18 protein-coding genes are annotated in these 17597 nt (G+C 37.8%); 9 read left to right on the forward strand and 9 right to left on the reverse strand.

Annotated features, from left to right (window positions below; all coding sequences use genetic code 11):
* Genes HDT10_RS04590 through HDT10_RS04625 form a run of 8 tightly spaced genes read right to left on the reverse strand, consistent with a single transcriptional unit; the run spans position 1 to position 8047 of the window.
* The gene (locus HDT10_RS04590) at positions 1 to 300 is read right to left on the reverse strand and encodes a type ISP restriction/modification enzyme (protein ID WP_290880515.1); all 300 of its coding nucleotides are present in this window, start codon (positions 298 to 300) and stop codon (positions 1 to 3) included.
* The gene (locus HDT10_RS04595; protein ID WP_290880518.1) at positions 293 to 442 is read right to left on the reverse strand and encodes an adenine specific DNA methyltransferase; all 150 of its coding nucleotides are present in this window, start codon (positions 440 to 442) and stop codon (positions 293 to 295) included. Before HDT10_RS04595 ends, HDT10_RS04590 begins: the two co-directional genes overlap by 8 nt.
* A 2-nt stretch (positions 443 to 444) precedes the next feature.
* Positions 445 to 3822 carry a type ISP restriction/modification enzyme gene (locus HDT10_RS04600; RefSeq protein ID WP_290880521.1) on the reverse strand — a complete coding sequence of 1126 codons (3378 nt, stop codon included), beginning with the start codon at positions 3820 to 3822 and terminating at the stop codon, positions 445 to 447.
* A gap of 3 nt (positions 3823 to 3825) precedes the next feature.
* Entirely contained in the window at positions 3826 to 4533 is a 708-nt protein-coding gene (gene cmoA / locus HDT10_RS04605; protein ID WP_290880523.1) for a carboxy-S-adenosyl-L-methionine synthase CmoA, read from the reverse strand.
* The gene (locus HDT10_RS04610; RefSeq protein WP_290880525.1) at positions 4526 to 5452 is read right to left on the reverse strand and encodes a bifunctional riboflavin kinase/FAD synthetase; all 927 of its coding nucleotides are present in this window, start codon (positions 5450 to 5452) and stop codon (positions 4526 to 4528) included. Before HDT10_RS04610 ends, cmoA begins: the two co-directional genes overlap by 8 nt.
* Positions 5406 to 6140, reverse strand: a complete 735-nt coding sequence (locus HDT10_RS04615) for a TlyA family RNA methyltransferase (protein ID WP_290880559.1) — start codon at positions 6138 to 6140, stop codon at positions 5406 to 5408. The genes HDT10_RS04610 and HDT10_RS04615 overlap by 47 nt, the downstream gene beginning before the upstream one ends.
* 39 nt (positions 6141 to 6179) lie before the next feature.
* Positions 6180 to 6722, reverse strand: a complete 543-nt coding sequence (locus HDT10_RS04620; protein ID WP_290880527.1) for a hypothetical protein — start codon at positions 6720 to 6722, stop codon at positions 6180 to 6182.
* Positions 6719 to 8047 carry a UDP-glucose/GDP-mannose dehydrogenase family protein gene (locus tag HDT10_RS04625; RefSeq protein ID WP_290880529.1) on the reverse strand — a complete coding sequence of 443 codons (1329 nt, stop codon included), beginning with the start codon at positions 8045 to 8047 and terminating at the stop codon, positions 6719 to 6721. The genes HDT10_RS04620 and HDT10_RS04625 overlap by 4 nt, the downstream gene beginning before the upstream one ends.
* 141 nt (positions 8048 to 8188) lie before the next feature.
* Here HDT10_RS04625 and HDT10_RS04630 point away from each other — a divergent pair, with 141 nt between their 5' ends.
* The 8 genes from HDT10_RS04630 to HDT10_RS04665 all read left to right on the forward strand — a co-directional run bounded on the left by HDT10_RS04630 (position 8189) and on the right by HDT10_RS04665 (position 16244).
* A complete protein-coding gene (locus HDT10_RS04630) occupies positions 8189 to 9103 on the forward strand; it encodes an aspartate carbamoyltransferase catalytic subunit (RefSeq protein WP_290880531.1) in 915 nt (304 codons plus the stop codon).
* Between the two features lie 9 nt (positions 9104 to 9112).
* Entirely contained in the window at positions 9113 to 9757 is a 645-nt protein-coding gene (locus HDT10_RS04635; RefSeq protein ID WP_290880533.1) for a LysE family translocator, read from the forward strand.
* Positions 9758 to 9931: 174 nt separating this feature from the next.
* Positions 9932 to 11257, forward strand: coding sequence for a transcription termination factor Rho (gene rho, locus HDT10_RS04640; protein ID WP_290880535.1), 1326 nt, complete (start codon positions 9932 to 9934; stop codon positions 11255 to 11257).
* A 3-nt stretch (positions 11258 to 11260) separates the two neighbouring features.
* A complete protein-coding gene (gene murI, locus HDT10_RS04645) occupies positions 11261 to 12022 on the forward strand; it encodes a glutamate racemase (RefSeq protein ID WP_290880537.1) in 762 nt (253 codons plus the stop codon).
* On the forward strand, positions 12009 to 12785 hold the full coding sequence (locus HDT10_RS04650) for a hypothetical protein (protein WP_290880539.1): 777 nt from the start codon (positions 12009 to 12011) through the stop codon (positions 12783 to 12785). Before murI ends, HDT10_RS04650 begins: the two co-directional genes overlap by 14 nt.
* Entirely contained in the window at positions 12786 to 13604 is an 819-nt protein-coding gene (locus tag HDT10_RS04655) for a site-specific DNA-methyltransferase (RefSeq protein ID WP_290880541.1), read from the forward strand.
* Between the two features lie 186 nt (positions 13605 to 13790).
* On the forward strand, positions 13791 to 15122 hold the full coding sequence (thiC, locus tag HDT10_RS04660; RefSeq protein ID WP_290880543.1) for a phosphomethylpyrimidine synthase ThiC: 1332 nt from the start codon (positions 13791 to 13793) through the stop codon (positions 15120 to 15122).
* A 9-nt stretch (positions 15123 to 15131) separates the two neighbouring features.
* The gene (locus HDT10_RS04665) at positions 15132 to 16244 is read left to right on the forward strand and encodes an Mrp/NBP35 family ATP-binding protein (protein ID WP_290880546.1); all 1113 of its coding nucleotides are present in this window, start codon (positions 15132 to 15134) and stop codon (positions 16242 to 16244) included.
* 39 nt (positions 16245 to 16283) lie between these two features.
* On the opposite strand, the gene HDT10_RS04670 is transcribed toward HDT10_RS04665, so the two are convergent.
* Positions 16284 to 16439 (reverse strand): hypothetical protein, encoded by a 156-nt coding sequence (locus HDT10_RS04670; protein WP_290880549.1) that lies wholly within the window; start codon positions 16437 to 16439, stop codon positions 16284 to 16286.
* A gap of 16 nt (positions 16440 to 16455) precedes the next feature.
* On the opposite strand from HDT10_RS04670, the gene aroB reads away from it, so the two are divergent.
* On the forward strand, positions 16456 to 17502 hold the full coding sequence (gene aroB, locus HDT10_RS04675) for a 3-dehydroquinate synthase (RefSeq protein WP_290880552.1): 1047 nt from the start codon (positions 16456 to 16458) through the stop codon (positions 17500 to 17502).
* The last annotated feature ends 95 nt before the right edge of the window (positions 17503 to 17597 follow it).

A 17597-nucleotide genomic window follows, 5' to 3' on the forward strand; every position in this document is an offset into this window, starting at 1 on the left:
TTAATCCTTTAAATCAATATTTGTAATTTGCGATTCTATCTTTAAGCTTTTATGCAAAGATTGAATCACACGCGTAAAATGAGCATAATCTATCTCCTCTCCTCTATGGGATTTAAGATATTTATCTAAAACCTGATAACCACCGATTTTATATGCCCAAACTTGCGCACTTACTTTTAAAAAATGTAAATTTTCATTGACAAAAAGCTTTTGTTCTTTTGGGTCATAGGCGATTTTTTCAATTTTGAGATTTTTATTTTCTGGGTCTTTGTATTTGGCTTCGCCGATTTGCTCACTCATTTCTTACCCCCTCATTTATATAAAGTGGAAAAACATAGCTCCCACTACCCACCAAATGCAAATCAATAATGTTTTGTGTGATGAAAATATTATTCATCTCTTGCAACTTGCACCCTCTATCACAGACTAAGCCTATATTCATATTTAAGCCTTTTGGTAGAGATAGAGAGGAAAGATTGTTCCTGCACCTGTATTGCCACCACCCATTAGCGATAAATCTACTAGAGTATTCGTTACTATCACACATTGCCAAGAACCGCTCATCTTGTATTGTCTTGCCACATTTAGCCCAATATTGCAAGTCATTCTCATCATTTTCTGCTCTCTCTCTCTCTCTCTCTCTTGTTGCGAATCTTGCATTAAATGCGTAAGCATAAGCTCTTGTCCTAACGCACTTAAGGCTAAAAATTTTTCTTTGGATTCTACAAAAGGAATCTTTGGGAAGTCAATTTTCAAAAAATCAATGTATTTTTCTCTATAATCTTTATGGAATAGCACCGCATAGATATAGCCTAAAATCTGCTCTGGGCTAAAATGTTCGTTGTATTTAGAATCTATAAACTCTCTAAATTCAGGCGTGAAGTTTTCTACCCATTGTCCTTGCTTAGAATCTGCATTTTCTTGTGAATCTTTTTTGTTCTTTTTGGGGCTTTTATCTTTGCTAGATTCTGTATTTTTGAGATAAAGGGGCATTACTTGCTCTCCGCCTCTGCGATAGAAATTAATATCTACCATTTTATCACTTATAGCAATCGTATTAATTTCATCATCACCCACAGCCGAGCTTTGCCTTGAAACAAGCAAGGCTACATTATCATCTTGCAAAAAATGTTGGAATACATCATAAACAGGATATGCCATAAACGCACGAGATTTATTGACATAATAAGTCCAACGCATATCAAAAGGACGATAATGGCATTGCATTATAAATTCATCTAAATTGTCTTTATTCTCTTTAATGCACTCTATTGCGGATTCTAATTTCCAATCCCTAGAATCCTCTCCAATATTATAGATTCTATATAATTCCTCTTTAGGCTTTGTAATAAAGTCTTGCAAAAGCTTTTTTATATTTTCTTTGGAATTTTGAAATACAATCTTATCTCTTTTGGAGCAGATTCCTACCCCTGAAACCTTAAATATATCCTTGACGCTAAAGCCCTTATCATACTCTGCCCTTAAACTTTCATTTTGTGGGATAAAAAGATAAAAGGGGGCTTTGGGCTGTAATGTAGCCCAAGCAATAGAATCTAAGGTGTTTTCATACAAAAAGTTTGTTTTATCGCTTCTTTTGCCATATAAATCATAGTGGTGAATTTGAGCGAGTTTTTGAGGTTTTTCATTAGAATCTTCGCTGTGTTGAGAACGAGAAATTCTAGTATCTTGCGTAAGATTTGAATGTTTTGCAAGGTGAGGCGATGGGAGTTTATCAGGCATAAATGACCGAGCCGAGCCACCGCAATCATTTAAAGATTGCGTAAGAGACGAATTTCTATTTTTCACAAAGATATTAATACTTACACCTTGCATAATGTCAAAGACATTTTCATCTTTGCTTCCATCGGGTGCGGCTTCCTTTTTCCTCGCATTGCCGTGCAAATCTAAAATATAGATTGTATCAAAGGTTTTTAGCAAGTGATAGCGCATACCGCGAAAGGTGGGATTATCTAAAAAGGCATTGTTAGAAATAAAGGCAAAGATTCCGCTATTTTGAGCTTTGATTTTGGATTCTGCAAAGCAGATAAACTTTACATAATCATCAAGTAGCCATTTGGGATTTTTCTCATTTTTGAGTTTTTTCTTTTCCAAAATTCTCTTAAAGGTAGATTTTTGATTTGCATCTTTTTTGGGATTTTGCAGATAAAAGTTGATTGTTTCTTGTTCACTTTTGCTCAAATGCGCCTCGCTTGGCTCTAAACCATAAGTGATACGCACATTATCCTCAAATAAGCCCTTGTTCGCACTTGCCCCACTATAAGGCGGGTTGCCTGTGATAATCAAAATCGCATTTTCTTTGATTCTTTGCGCTTCTTTAAACTCTTGTGCTAACTCTATCATTCCTGCAAAAAGATTACTTTGCTTATTTGCTTCATCTTTTTCTTTATTGGAATAAAGTGTGTTTGTTAGGCGGATATTAAGCGATTCATTTTCTTCCAAAGGTGCGTTAAACTCTTCTTTGAAACTTTGGGAAAGCTTTAAATGTGCGATTGTATAGGGAGCAATGAGAAACTCAAAGCCAAAGAATTGCTTTAAGAGATTTTTAGGCTCATATCTTACGCTATCTTTAGGTGTGGATTCTAAGGCTTTGCGGAAAGCTTCAAGCAAAAATGTCCCTGTGCCTGTGGCAAAGTCTAAAAGCGTGATATTGTCATTCTCTAAACTCGCACCCAAGCCATTTTGTAAGGTAAAATCTTTTTTAAGTGTAGAATCTATGGCATTAATAATAAAACTTACAACACTTGCAGGAGTGTAATACACACCGCGAATCTCACGCAATCTCGGGTCGTATTGAGAAAGAAAAGTTTCATAAAAGTGCAAATAAGGGTCTTTGTGTGTAAATTGTGTGGTGTAATGCCCTAACAAGTCTTTTTCACTTGCTTTGTTTAGCTCTTCTATAATGCTTGTAATGTCAATATGATTGATAATATACAAAATCTCCTCTATAAGCCATTTAATAGAATCCAAATCCTCTAAATTGTCTAAAAAGCCGCTCATCGCGCGGATAAGTGGGAAAGACTTGGGGATAAAGGCTTTGGCATTATAGAGGTCAATCTCCTTGTTGCTTGCGTTATTGAGTCTCGCAAGAAATAGGCTATAAGTGAGCGTTTGTGCGAGACTATCGGCAAATTCTGTGAAATCTAACTCTTTGTAAAGCTGCTCTTTAAAAGTTTCATAAAGGCTTGTAATATGCGTGTTTTCTTGCGCCTCTATTAAAGAATTTTTTAGAATCTGTGTGCGTTGAGCAAGAGCGTTAGCAAATTCTTGTGCAGTGATAATAGGCTTTGGGCTATAAGTAAAAAAGAGACTAAAAAGTTCGGTTAATTCTTTTTCTTTGGATTCTAAAAGTGCTTTGTTTTTAAGGGTAGCTTTAAGTTGGCTTAACTCGCAGATTCTGCATTCTTGCACAATTTGTGCCTTGCCCCCCCCCCCATTATTATTTGCAGAATTTTTGCGCACGAGGCAAAATCGCAAATAATCTGTAAGCATTAGATTATCGCTAAGTCGCAGATATTTTTCAATCTGGGGGCTTTGCGCCACAGAATCCAAATCTGCATTGACGCGTTTGTTTTCAATATAGCCAATGCTTAAGCCTTGATTTTGAATTAAGAAATCAGGCGCACCCCTGCCCTCCTTGTCGTTGTTTGGCTCGTGTTTGATTGTAAGGCTTTGCAGAGTTTTATTCTCTATCGTTAAGGATTCTTTGAGAGATTCTAAAAAATTCTGTAAATACGTGCGGTAGGTGTATTCTTTGTCTTGTGGTGAGATTCCCTGAATCTCGTTTAAATATTTCTTTAGCATTCTTCACCCTTTCACCGCAATAAAACTCGCAAAATTCACCCAGCGGAAAAGCGTCTCCACGCACTCAAATCCCGCCTTTAGAAACATTTCGCGATTCTCCGCCTCACTATAAGGCACAAGCACATTTTCTAATGCCTCGCGTTTGCGCGCAATCTCAAAGTCGCTATATCCTTGTTTCTTTTTGTTTGCCAAATAATAATTTATCATTTTGAAATCTAACTCTTTATGCGCCACCATTACCTTTTCTGAAGCGATAAAAATGCCTTTGGGATTCAGACAATCATAGATTTTTGCGACTAATTTTTCACGTTGGAGCGGGCGGATAAATTGCAAAGTATAATTGGCAATCACCACATCACTTTTAGGAAAATCCACCTCCAAAATATCGCCACAGATGAGGTTTGCGCTCATTTCATACGCACTAAGCTTGTTTTGTGCTTTCTCTAGCATAGATTGCGCATTATCTATCCCATAAAGATGAAGCGGAAACTTCGCTTTAGAAGCGATTTCTACGAGCATTGCTCCTGTGCTTGTGCCTAAATCTAAGAGTGTGGAATCTTTTTTCAAATACATTAACGCAAAATCTGCACAAAGCCCCAAAACTTCCTTGTAATAAGGAATCGAGCGGCTTACCATATCGTCAAACACCCCCGCCACTTTTGCGTCAAACTCAAACTGCTTTTCTTGCGCCTTTGCAAACACTCTATCCATTGATTTCCCCTTGCATTCTAGCGGCATTTTGTGATTCTATGCTTGATTGGGGGTTTTCTAGCTTCAAGACTTTATAAGCCTTTTGTATGTCTTTGTGGATTTGTTCCTTTAAATCACTTAAATTTTCAAAATGCTGATTCTCTCGCAAATATTTAATCAGAAAAAATCCCGCTTCTTGCTGCGTTACCTCTAGCTTAAGCCCTAGCAAATGCCCCTCAATCGCAAAAGCCTTATCTGTGCTCACACGATTCCCGATAAAAATGACTGCGGGATATTTTAGAGATTCTTTAGATTGTGCGCCTAATTGCACAAATCCAGCATAAACGCCTTCTTTGGGCAGTAGAAACTTATCGTTTTGGAGGTTAATGGTCGCCACAAGTTCCCTTGCGCCAATCCCCTGCCCGCGCACGATTCCGCCCCGAATCTCAAAGGGGCGTCCCAAAAGTTTGTTTGCTAGCTTCAAATTCCCATTAATTAGCAGCTCCTTAATCAATCCGCTATGCACGGAGAGTTTTTTATAAAAGACTTCCTCCACGACAACGACTTCACCCTTAAAACACCTCTCCAAATCAAAGGCGTAATAATGTCTATCTTTGCCAAAGCGAAAATCATAACCCACAATCAAACGCTTAAGATTAGGTAAAGATTCCAATAGAAATTCTACAAATTCTTTATCGTTTTTATTGCGCACGCATTCCAAAGGCAAATGAAAGATAGGATAAGAAGCATAAAAATCGCGATATTTCTTAGGTAGTAATTCTCCCTCGTTGTTTTCAACGCACAAAATCGCCCCTTGTGCGTCCAAACGCTCAAAAAGTGCCTTGTGCGCAATGTGCATACCATCAAATTTTCCAAGTGCAAGACTTGTAATTTTACGCGCCAAGCTTGATTCTTTGGCAAGCGATAAAAAATTCAACATTCCCTTCCTTTCCTTTGACTTTGGATTCCTCACAAACTAGGATCTTAAACTGCTCTTCTTCAAGCAAAGCAAGTGTGCTTTCTAATGCCCTCATTATGCTTTGCGATTCCATTAGCACGCCTTTTTTGTTGCGTTTTGCTTCAATTCCTACTTCAAATTGCGGCTTAAAAAGCAGAATCACTAACCCAGCCGCCAAAGTTTTAATTGCTTCTAAAATATCTTTCAAAGAAATAAAAGAAACATCGCAAACGACAAGGGGGAAAGTTTGCGATTCTTGATTGATTTGCTTAGCATACAAGCGAATATCGGTATTTTCATAGAATCGCACACGAGGATTATTCCTTAAGCGTGCGTGTAGCTGATTACTCCCCACATCAACACACACGATAGATTGCACACCTGCTTCCAATAAGACTTCGCTAAAGCCTCCGGTGCTCGCACCAATATCCAAAGCATTTAAAATGCCAAAATCCTGTATCAAATCTGGGTGAGATTCCAAAAAATAATATAATTTTTCCCCCGCACGACTCACAAAACACAAAGAATCCAAAAGCAAGAGGGAATCGGAAGCCAAAACCTCATAAGAGGGTTTTTTGCACACTTGATGATTCACGCAAACTTTACCTTTTTTGATAAGACTTTGCGCTTTGTTACGCGACTCACACAAGCCCAATTTCACACAAGCAATATCTAGGCGCGTTGCTTGTCCCTGCTGCAAATCTTGCAATTACTTCCCTTTAAGATCTTGTTTGCTCAAACCCTTAAAACCAAATTTCAAGGAATTTTTGCCAAATTTTGGGTGGCTTAGAATGAGTGTCAAACTATCTTGTATGCGTTTGTCTTGTGGCGCAAACTCAATCAAATAATATTCTCCCCAACGCATAGCATTTTGCTGCATAAAATCTTGCAAATCCTCTCTTTGCAATCTCGTGATTTTTATCGGAGATTCTCCATTGCTTAAGGTGAGCTGGTAATGATTCTCTAAAAACCCTAATGAATTTTGCTCGTTTTGATAAACATCTACAAAAAACACTTCTCCTTTTTCGTGGGGATAATGCTCCTCATCGTAAGCATTAAGATGCACTGCAATCAACACAATACGCGTAATGTCATCAAAGACTAATTCGCTTTTACGCGTTGCTTGAATATAAGATTCTTCAGGCTTAGAGGGGATTAATCTTGACTTAAAAGACTTGACATCAACACACCCACACAAAAGGATTAAAGAAACAACGAGATTAGCAAAGAATCGCACCGCTCCTTTTCTCATATTCCCACACCAATTTCATAATAAGTAAATCCTAAGTCCTTTAATCGTTTGGCATTATATTGGTTGCGTCCATCAAAAATAATAGGGAATTTCAAACGTTCTTTGATTTCTAAAAAATCCGGGCTTCTAAACTCTTTCCACTCTGTAACAAGCACCATACAATCGCAATTATCCAACGCGTCATATTTGTTTTTAGCATACAAAAGGTTTGGAACATTTTTAAGGTAGAATTTCTGCGCCTCTTGCATTGCCTTTGGGTCATAGACTTTTACCACTGCACCACGCGCAATCAATTCATTAATCAAGATAGCAGAAGTGGCTTCTCGCATATCATCGGTTTCTGGCTTGAAACTAAGCCCCCAAAGACAAATTTGTTTTTCGCTCAAATCATTTCCGAAATGCTGCACAATCTTTTTGCCCAAAATCCGCTTTTGCTCCTCATTCACTTGCTCTACTGCGTGAATGATTTTCGGATTCACCCCATTATCTAATGCAATCCTTGAGAGGGCTTTCACATCTTTTGGAAAACAACTTCCACCATATCCACAACCGGGATAAATGAAGCTATATCCGATTCTTTTATCACTTCCGATTCCTATGCGCACATCATTAATATTTGCGCCGACTGCTTCGCAAATGTTTGCCATTTCATTAATGAAACTAATCTTTGTCGCAAGCATAGCATTGGCTGCATATTTTGTCATCTCTGCACTTTTAATATCCATTACAATCAAGCGGTCGTGATTGCGACAAAAGGGCGCGTAAAGTTCTCTTAGGGATTCCTCTACCCAATCCTCCTCTACGCCAATTACCACGCGGTCTGGCTTCAAGAAGTCATTGAGTGCATCACCCTCTTTTAAAAACTCCGGATTGCTTGCCACACCAAAGGGAATCTTTTGATTGCGTCTTACCAAAGATTTGCTAATGATAGTTTTGACTTTTTGTGCAGTGCCCACAGGAACGGTAGATTTATCTACGATAATCAATCGCGATTCCATTTGTTCGCCAATTTCTTTTGCAGCATTGAGCACATATTGCAAATCTGCACTTCCATCTTCACCCATAGGCGTTCCCACTGCGATAAACACAATCTCACAATTTTTAAGTGCTTCTTTTAAAGAAGTTGTAAAATTTAAATTACCATTTTGATAATTTTTATTTACAATTCCTTCTAAACCCGGCTCATAAATCGGAATCTCACCCGCTTTAAGTTGCGTAATTTTAGATTCTATCACATCTACACAGACGACTTTATTGCCCATTTCTGCAAAACAAGCTCCACTGACTAAACCGACATATCCTGTGCCAATCATTGCTATATTCATAATAAATCACCTATCTTTAATAAAACTTTCGCATTTTAGCATAATCTTATCTCAAATAACAAAAACTGCAAAGGAAACTTAAAGCAAAATAAAATTATAATTTTTTATTTTAAACTTTATAAAACTTTGCAAGGTTTGATTATGGCGCGACATCTCTTAGAAACCAAAGATTTTAGTAAAGACGAAGTGGAACAAATTTTGGATTTGGCTCAAAGCTTCTTAGAATCCAAACCAAGAAATAGTTTGAATGGGCATATTGTCATTACAATCTTTTTTGAAAACTCTACCCGCACGCTTTCTAGCTTTGAGGTTGCCACTAAAAGACTTGGTGGGAGTGTCGTGCGTTTAGATGTATCTCGCAGCTCTACTTCAAAGGGTGAAACACTCTTTGACACCGCAGCGAATCTCAACGCAATGAATCCAAGTGCGATTGTGGTGCGGCACGGGAACTCTGGTGTGCCCAATATCCTCTCCCAATATGTTTCTTGCTCCATTATAAATGGAGGCGATGGCGCACACGCACACCCCACACAGGCACTCTTGGATTTGCTAACTTTGCGCAAGCATTTGGGCAATTTAGAGGGGAAAAAAATCGCAATTGTCGGCGATATTCGCAATTCACGCGTAGCCAATAGCAATATTGAACTTCTAGGACGATTCGGTATGGAAGTGATTTTGGTAGGACCTCCGCATTTTATCCCCAAAACCTCTTTGCGCCATTGTTTATTCTTAAAAGAAGTCATTGATGAAGTAGATGCGGTGATGAGCTTGCGCACGCAAACCGAGCGACATAATTGCCCAATTTATTCTAGTTTGAAAGATTATGCGAGTGATTATTGTATCACGCAAGAAACTTTTGGTAATCGTGATATTATTTTGCTTCACCCGGGACCCGTGCATCGCAACATTGATATTAGCGATGCGATGCTAAAGGACCCACGTTGTAAAGTGCTAGAGCAAGTAACGCACGGGGTAGCGATTCGTATGGCGGTTTTAGAGACACTCATTACGCACGATAGCAATGCAAAAATTCCTAAAAACTTCCCTTATTTTTAATTTGTGGTTATGGAATCTTTAATTATAGAGCTTGCTACTCTCTTTGTCGTTGGGTTAGTGGGTGCTCTAACGCCCGGACCGGATATTTTATTTGTGCTTAGAAATACCATAAACTTTGGTGCAAAAGTCGGCTTTTTTAGTTTATGTGGAATCTCTTGCGGTTGGCTCATTTTTATTGGTTTATTATATTTTGGATTCGCACATCTTATTAATGGCGCATTGCCGCAAGGAATCCTAAGCCTCATCGGTGGGTTCTATTTATTTTATATTTCCTTTTTGCTTTTAAAAAAGCCAAACAATACACTTGATTTTGACAAAAATACACCACAAAAAACAAAAGCAATATTCTATGATTTTATTCTCAAAGGATTTTTGCTAAACCTTTCTAATCCTAAAGCGATTCTATTCTTTGCCGTTATCATTGCCCCTTTTATGAACCATCATTTAGAACTTAGTCTTTTTGTGCTGCTTTGTGGATTATTTTCTGCATTTATTCTTGTGATTATTTTGGGTGTATTCTTTAGAAATTTTATTAGCAATGCACTCTTTGATAAGATTGACAAAGTTTGCGGAATTGTGTTTATTCTTTTTGGGATTCTGCTTTTTATTTCAAGTTACCAAAGTCTTTATCCTTTGGTTTTGGGTGAAAATTAATTTTTCAAATCTTGACAAGTATGTATTTTTAGATTAGAATTTCTTTATTACTTCATTATGAAATCAAGGAACTGCATAAAGGACTTCGTGGATTTTGACAATCCGAACTTTCCAATATTTTAAATTCTTTAAGAAACTTTTGCAAGGAATCCTAAATAAAATTTAAGGGGACAAATGAGCGAAAACAATCCAAACAAAAAAGAGCACAAAACTCGCACTCACACGCCTGTTGAGGGTTACACTATTGAAGACTTACGCGCCAAGCCTATCAATAAGCTTGCGGACATTGCCAAATCACTAGGCATTGAAAATGCACAAGAATTTTTGCGTCAAGATTTGATTTTTGAGATTCTAAAAACACAGGTAAGCAAGGGAGGATTCATTCTCTTCACAGGAATCCTAGAGATTACTTCAGAAGGTTATGGATTCTTACGCGCTATTGATGAAAACTTCTCTGGCTCGCAAAACGATGCGTATGTTAGCAGCACTCAAATTCGCAGATTTACTCTAAGAAATGGCGATATTATTACCGGACAAGTGCGCTCACCAAAAGACCAAGAACGTTATTACGCTCTCTTAAAAGTAGAAGCAATTAATTACCAATCTCCAGAGGAGATGAAAAATCGCCCGCTTTTTGATAACCTCACTCCTCTTTTTCCGACAGAACAAATCAGATTAGAATACAATAGCTTCAAAATCACAGGTAGAATGTTAGACCTTTTTGCCCCTATTGGCAAAGGGCAACGCGCATTGATTGTCGCTCCCCCAAGAACAGGTAAAACCGAGCTAATGAAAGAACTTGCTTATGGAATCACACATAATCACCCCGAAGTCGAGCTCATTGTCTTACTTGTAGATGAGCGTCCAGAGGAAGTTACCGATATGGAGCGGAGTGTCAAAGGTGAAGTGTATAGCTCTACCTTTGATATGCCAGCAAATAACCACACGCGAGTGGCAGAGCTTGTCGTAGAAAAAGCAAAAAGAATGGTAGAAATGGGCAAAGATGTCGTTATTTTGCTGGATTCTATTACGCGTTTAGCACGTGCTTACAATACCGCAACGCCAAGCAGTGGCAAGGTTTTAAGTGGGGGTGTAGATGCCAACGCTTTGCATAAACCTAAGCGATTCTTTGGTGCAGCAAGAAACATTGAGCAAGGTGGTAGCCTAACGATTATTGCCACAGCACTGATTGAAACAGGCTCAAGAATGGACGAAGTTATCTTTGAAGAATTTAAAGGAACAGGCAATAGTGAAATCGTGCTTGCGCGTCATATCGCAGAACGTAGAATCTATCCCGCAATGGATATTTTAAAGAGCGGAACACGCAAAGAAGAATTGCTTCTAGGAAGTGATAAGCTACAAAAAGTTTGGGTACTTCGCAATGCGATTCATCAGATGAATAATGAAATTGACGCACTGACTTTTCTTTATTCCCAAATGCAAAAGAGTAAAGACAATGAAGAATTTTTAAATATGATGAATAACGATGCGAAAGACTAAAAGATGATTCCGCAGAGAATTGGGGTATTTGATAGTGGGGTTGGCGGTATTAGCGTTTTAAAAAGCCTCATTGATTCGCATAATTTTAGTGAAATCATCTATTATGGAGACACTGCACGCGTGCCTTATGGTGTGCGCAGCCCAGAAACCATCGCACAATATTCTTTAGAGGCATTGGAGTTTTTCAAAAGCTTTGAGTTAGATTTATTGGTGATCGCTTGTAATACCGTGAGTGCTTATGGGCTAAAGGCAATGCAAGAAGTCGCACCCTGCCCCATTGTAGGCGTCATTGAGCCGGGCGTTTTAGCTCTTAAAAACAAAATTACTGATAAAGATTCTAAAATTCTCATTTTAGGCACAAAAGCAACAATCCAAAGCAACCTTTATAGCGAACTTCTAGCCTATGAGGGCTATCATAATACCTTTGGACTTGCAACAAGCCTTTTTGTGCCAATCGTAGAAGAAAATATCTTTGAAGGTGCAATCTTAGAAGCTACAATGACACATTATTTTACGAACTATTCCCTTACGCCAGAGGCAATTATTTTGGGTTGCACGCATTTCCCACTCCTTAAAGATTCTATTTCTAGGTATTATCATAACCAACCTTTGCTCATACATTCCGGAGAAGCCATTATGGAATACTTGCAAAATTCTTATATCTTAAAGTCTTTTGAGAATCCCCCAAAAGTTACATTTTATGCGAGTGATTCCGTAGAAAAACTAGAAAAGATTGCTAAAGTTTGGCTAAATGAAAACAAATAAAAAACATTTAGTCTTAGAGGATTTATTCAAACATTGCCAAAAACAAAGAAATTTCAAATTTCATAATGATTTAGTGAAAGAATTCTCCAAAAAACACAGCTTCGGTAATCCATTTGATGCAACAAAGCTAGATTCTAGCGACAAACTCCCCTTGCTTTTTAAAGAACAAAATCTATGCTTACTTCATCTAGGTGGAGGCTATCATCAGTTTATTGAAGGCATAAGCAAGCTTTATCACCCTTTTGAAAAAATGCAAGATTCTATAAAATGGCAATATAAAAAGAGTTTGCTTAATGAATACAATGATAGTGAAAGCAATATTTTAAGCGTAGCAAACAATCAAAGAATTTTGCACCATTTTTTATTTGGAGAGGATTTAGAGTTTGCAGATTTAAGTATTGAAAGTCGCCCCAAGACTTACTTCCCTCATCGCACAAAAGCAAGTTTAAAATATTTTTTTAATGAGCAAGAAATCCTAGCTACAAATCAGCAGATTGAAATTGACTTAACCCTTGAATTTAATGGCGTTATTGGCATATTTGAGGCAAAAAATGGAGAACCGAAAGATTTTAACATCTACCAAATTTATCACCCTTATCTTTATTATTACAATTCGGGTTTAGATTTCAAGCAAATTATTTGTGTGTATCTTGTGCGCAATAAAGATAGTCTCAAACTTTGGGCTTATACTTTTGAAAAACCTCTGCATTTGGATTCTATAAAATTTCTTAAATCGTATGAATACCAATTCATAAGGACTTAAATGCAGTTTAACAAACTTTATAATGAGGATACTTTACAGATTCTTAAATCCTTGCCTAATGAGTGCTTGGATATGGTCTATGGCGACCCAGATTACAATGTGGGCATTAATTACGATGGCTCTAAATACACACAAAAATGGGAGGATTATGTTGCGTGGTATTGTGAGTTAGCGAAAGAATCTATGCGAGTTTTGAAACCTAGCGGAAATCTTTTTATGATGAACTACCCAAAACAAAATGCTTATTTGCGTGTGCAATGCTTAGATTCCATTGCGTATGATGTGCAAGATTATGTATGGGTGTATAATACCAATGTTGGACATAGCAAAAGACGGCTTACAACTGCACATAGAAGCATACTTCACGCAACAAAGACAAAGGATAATCACTTCTATAAAGACAATATTGCATTACCTTACCAAAATCCGACTGATAAAAGAATCTTACAAAGACTAAAAGAGGGGCATAAGGGCAGAATGCCTTATTCGTGGTTTTATTTTGATTTAGTTAAAAATGTGAGCAAGGATAAGACTTTTCATTCTTGCCAAATACCGCTTAAACTTGTAGAAATGTTAATAAAGTCTTGCACAAATGAGGGAGATTCTGTGTTTATTCTCTTTGGTGGAAGTGGTGGCGAGATTGTGCTTTGTGAGAATCTCAAGCGCAAATGGCTAAGTTGTGAGCTACATAAGCCTTATTACGAGATGATTTTAAATCGGATTGAAAATAAAGGTGAGATTCAAGAACAATTTAAATTGTCAAATTTTCAAAAATCTAGCAATACACAAAAAAGCTTATTTGGCACAATCAATACTTAATCCTTAATCTTAAACAATCGTCAGAATAGAATCATAATTTTAGAATAAATAGTAACTCATATTCTTGCTCTACGAATATTTTTTGCCCAAATTCCACAAAAAAAGCTAAAATTTATTTTTATTTTGATACTTTATAAATTTTATAATACAAAGGTTTATCAAACCAAAAAATTTTAAGGAGATTCTATGCGAACAGCATGGGTAAAGCAACGAGAGAAAGACACAATTAAAACACAATTACATTATGCAAAGCGCGGAATCATCACTCCAGAAATGGAATATGTTGCCAATATTGAACATTTAAATCCAGAAGTTGTGCGCAAAGAAATCGCCAAAGGACGGCTCATCTTGCCCGCAAATATTCATCACACGAATTTAGAACCAATGGGCATTGGTGTTGCGGTGCGCACTAAAATCAATTCCAACATTGGAAGTTCCGCACTTGCAAGCTCTATTGATGAAGAAGTGCAAAAAACGCTTATCTCTATCAAGTATGGTGCAGACACCATTATGGATTTAAGCACGGGGGGCGATTTAGATTCTATTCGTCAAGCGGTGATTCAGAGTTCTAGTGTCCCCATTGGCACAGTGCCGATTTATCAAATCTTGCACGATGTCAAAAATGACATTAATGCCTTAAGCATTGACAAAATGCTAGAAGTTATGGAACGACAAGCCAAACAAGGCGTAAGTTATTTTACAATCCATTGTGGATTCCTCTTAGAACACATGCCAATGTTATCCAAACGCAAAATGGGTATTGTCAGTCGTGGCGGGAGCTTAATGGCTTCTTGGATGTTGCATTATCACAAACAAAATCCATTCTATGAAGCATTTGATGAGATTTTGGATATTTGCCAACGTTATGATGTTTCTTTAAGCCTCGGGGATTCTTTGCGACCCGGTTGTTTAGCGGATTCTAGTGATGAAGCGCAATTAGATGAACTCAAAGTAATGGGGGAACTCACTCTACGTGCTTGGGAAAAAGATGTGCAAGTAATGATTGAGGGACCGGGGCACACCCCAATGAATGAAATCGAACGCAATGTAGAATTACAAAAAGAACTTTGCTATGAAGCTCCCTTTTATGTTTTGGGACCTCTTGTTACAGATATTGCAGCAGGTTATGACCATATTGCCTCTGCTATGGGAGCGGCAATCGCCGCTTGGAAAGGCGTTGCAATGCTGTGCTATGTTACACCCAAAGAGCACTTAGGATTGCCTAATGCTAAAGATGTGCGCGAAGGCATTATTGCTTATAAAATCGCAGCTCACGCAGCCGATATTGCGCGTGGGCGCACCAATGCAAGATTAAGAGATGACGCAATGAGTAATGCACGTTATAATTTTGATTGGAATAAACAATTTGAACTTGCTTTAGACCCCGACCGCGCACGCGAATATCACGATGAGAGCCTGCCACAAGAAGTCTTCAAAGATGCGAAATTTTGCTCTATGTGCGGACCAAAATTTTGTAGCTATAAGATTTCGCAAGAAATCATTGAACAACACCAATAAAGGAAAACTATGAATCAAGAACAACTCGTTAATTTGTTAAAGGAAGTCATTTATCCAAACTTTGAAAAGGATATTGTTACTTTTGGATTTGTCAAAGAAACTCTTATACAAGGTGATTCTGTCGCTTTGCGCGTAGAGATTCCCTCCGCTTCTCCCGAAGTGGCACAGCAACTTAAAGACTCCATTACGCAAAAGTTAAATGCACAAGGTATTACTAAAATCAACCTAGACATTAAACAACCCAAACCGCAAGAGGAATCCAAGCCACAAGGCACAAAAAACCTAGCTCCACAGATTAAAAATTTCGTTATGATAAGCAGCGGTAAAGGAGGGGTGGGCAAATCTACAACAAGCGTCAATCTTGCTATTGCTCTTGCAATGCAAGGCAAAAAAGTCGCCCTACTTGATGCAGACATTTATGGACCTAATGTGCCTAGAATGCTTGGTTTGGAAAAAGAAAAGCCAGAAGTGGATCAAAATCTTAAAAAATTGATTCCATTGCAAGCCTTTGGTATTGAGATGATTTCTATGGGTGTGCTTTATGATGAGGGGCAAAGTTTGATTTGGCGCGGACCGATGATTATTCGCGCGATTGAACAAATGCTAAGTGATGTGCTATGGGGCAATTTAGATGTAATGGTAATTGATATGCCACCGGGAACAGGTGATGCACAACTCACCCTTGCACAAAGTGTCCCCGTAACTGCTGGAATCTCTGTTTCTACTCCGCAAAAAGTCGCTCTTGATGATGGTGCAAGGGCATTAGATATGTTTGCAAAACTCAAAATTCCTGTTGCGGGAATCATTGAAAATATGAGCGGATTTATCTGCCCGGGTTGTGGCACAGAATATGATATTTTTGGTAAGGGCACAACAGAGCAAGTCGCGAAAGAATTTAACACCAAAACATTAGCGCAGATTCCGATTGAACCTATCGTGCGTGAAGGTGGCGATAATGGCAAACCTATCGTATATTTTAAACCCGAATCCAAATCTGCTAAAGAATACCTCAAGGCAGCTAAAGAACTTTGGGATTTTATTGAGGAAGTCAATGCCAAAAAACTAGCCGATAATAGCACAATCCAACCTGTGGATAATGGCAAGTCTGCTTGCAGCAACTAAGCCTGTAAGACTTCTAAAAAACAAAAGCGACATTGCATTTTACAATGTCGCAAGTTTTAAAAGACGCCAAAACTCTGCAAAAACAATCAATATCCAAGATTCTCGCATAAAAACCATAATCAAAAATGAATTTTTAAGTCTATCATTAAAGAATAAATAAAACAAAAAACTATTAAAATACTGCTTTAAATTCATTATTAAGGCGCACTTAGTGGAATGCCAAACTCATTGCTTAGAGATTGTCCTACCAAGCTATACGATTAACTTTGGAGATTTACCCAAAATTACCCATAAAGGGAAAGTCCTCATCATCACAAACCCAAAGATTGCAGGGCTTCATTTGCAAACCTTACTTGCAAATTTAGAAGCAAAAGAAATCTACTGCCATACGATTCCAGATGGCGAAAGCTATAAAAACTTTAAAACCATCAATGGAATCTTAGAAGCAGCTTTCAATCATCGCTTAGATAGGCATTCCTTAATGATTGCCTTTGGAGGCGGAGTCATTGGCGATATGGTGGGATTTGCTTCAGGAATTTTTATGCGCGGCATTGACTTTATCCAGATTCCAACGACACTTCTAGCCCAAGTGGATTCTAGTGTAGGCGGAAAAACAGGCATTAATAACCATTTTGGTAAGAATCTTATTGGCTTGTTTCACCAACCCAAAGCAGTCTATATTGACCCCCAATTCTTAGAAACTTTACCCAAACGCGAATTTAACGCGGGAATGGCGGAAGTTATCAAAATGGCAGTATGCTTTGATAAAAACTTCTTCAACTCTCTGCAAACTATCAACATAACCGATAAAAACGCGCTACTAGAAATGATTTATCAGGCAGTGGGTATTAAAGCCAAAGTTGTAGCAGAAGATGAGAAAGAGCACGGAATCCGTGCAGCATTAAACTTCGGACATACTTTTGGACACATTATTGAATTGCAAAGTGGTTATGGACATTATCTACACGGCGAAGCAGTTGGCATTGGAATCGTAATGGCAAACAAGCTTGCCTTGAAGCTTCATCTTATCACACAAGAAGAATTTAATGCTATCTTGAGCTTACTGCAACATTATCAGATTCCAACAGAATATCAAATACAAGATATAGAATCTTTCTATCAAGCATTCTTTTTGGACAAAAAGAGCCTTAATAACAAGATTAAATTTGTCTTGCCTAACGGGATTGGCAATGTATGTTTCAAAGAAGATATTTCTAAAGAAATCATTTTGGAAGTTTTAGGTGAATTTGCCAAATGAGACAAATCAAATTATTTCTTTTAATTTTTGCTTTACTCACAAATACTCTAAGCAGTGAGCCAGTACAAGAAACAAAAACAATCAAGCAGCTAGAA

The organism is Helicobacter sp. (assembly GCF_014799995.1).
Taxonomy (GTDB): Bacteria; Campylobacterota; Campylobacteria; order Campylobacterales; family Helicobacteraceae; genus Helicobacter_D.

Excerpts from the sequence above, each read along its gene's own strand:
- HDT10_RS04590 (WP_290880515.1), bottom strand. The coding sequence starts at position 300 with ATGAGTGAGCAAATCGGCGAAGCCAAATACAAAGACCCAGAAAATAAA.
- HDT10_RS04595 (WP_290880518.1), bottom strand. The coding sequence starts at position 442 with ATGAATATAGGCTTAGTCTGTGATAGAGGGTGCAAGTTGCAAGAGATG.
- HDT10_RS04600 (WP_290880521.1), bottom strand. The coding sequence starts at position 3,822 with ATGCTAAAGAAATATTTAAACGAGATTCAGGGAATCTCACCACAAGAC.
- cmoA (WP_290880523.1), bottom strand. The coding sequence starts at position 4,533 with ATGGATAGAGTGTTTGCAAAGGCGCAAGAAAAGCAGTTTGAGTTTGAC.
- HDT10_RS04610 (WP_290880525.1), bottom strand. The coding sequence starts at position 5,452 with ATGTTGAATTTTTTATCGCTTGCCAAAGAATCAAGCTTGGCGCGTAAA.
- HDT10_RS04620 (WP_290880527.1), bottom strand. The coding sequence starts at position 6,722 with ATGAGAAAAGGAGCGGTGCGATTCTTTGCTAATCTCGTTGTTTCTTTA.
- HDT10_RS04625 (WP_290880529.1), bottom strand. The coding sequence starts at position 8,047 with ATGAATATAGCAATGATTGGCACAGGATATGTCGGTTTAGTCAGTGGA.
- HDT10_RS04630 (WP_290880531.1), top strand. The coding sequence starts at position 8,189 with ATGGCGCGACATCTCTTAGAAACCAAAGATTTTAGTAAAGACGAAGTG.
- HDT10_RS04635 (WP_290880533.1), top strand. The coding sequence starts at position 9,113 with ATGGAATCTTTAATTATAGAGCTTGCTACTCTCTTTGTCGTTGGGTTA.
- rho (WP_290880535.1), top strand. The coding sequence starts at position 9,932 with ATGAGCGAAAACAATCCAAACAAAAAAGAGCACAAAACTCGCACTCAC.
- murI (WP_290880537.1), top strand. The coding sequence starts at position 11,261 with ATGATTCCGCAGAGAATTGGGGTATTTGATAGTGGGGTTGGCGGTATT.
- HDT10_RS04650 (WP_290880539.1), top strand. The coding sequence starts at position 12,009 with ATGAAAACAAATAAAAAACATTTAGTCTTAGAGGATTTATTCAAACAT.
- HDT10_RS04655 (WP_290880541.1), top strand. The coding sequence starts at position 12,786 with ATGCAGTTTAACAAACTTTATAATGAGGATACTTTACAGATTCTTAAA.
- thiC (WP_290880543.1), top strand. The coding sequence starts at position 13,791 with ATGCGAACAGCATGGGTAAAGCAACGAGAGAAAGACACAATTAAAACA.
- HDT10_RS04665 (WP_290880546.1), top strand. The coding sequence starts at position 15,132 with ATGAATCAAGAACAACTCGTTAATTTGTTAAAGGAAGTCATTTATCCA.
- HDT10_RS04670 (WP_290880549.1), bottom strand. The coding sequence starts at position 16,439 with ATGAATTTAAAGCAGTATTTTAATAGTTTTTTGTTTTATTTATTCTTT.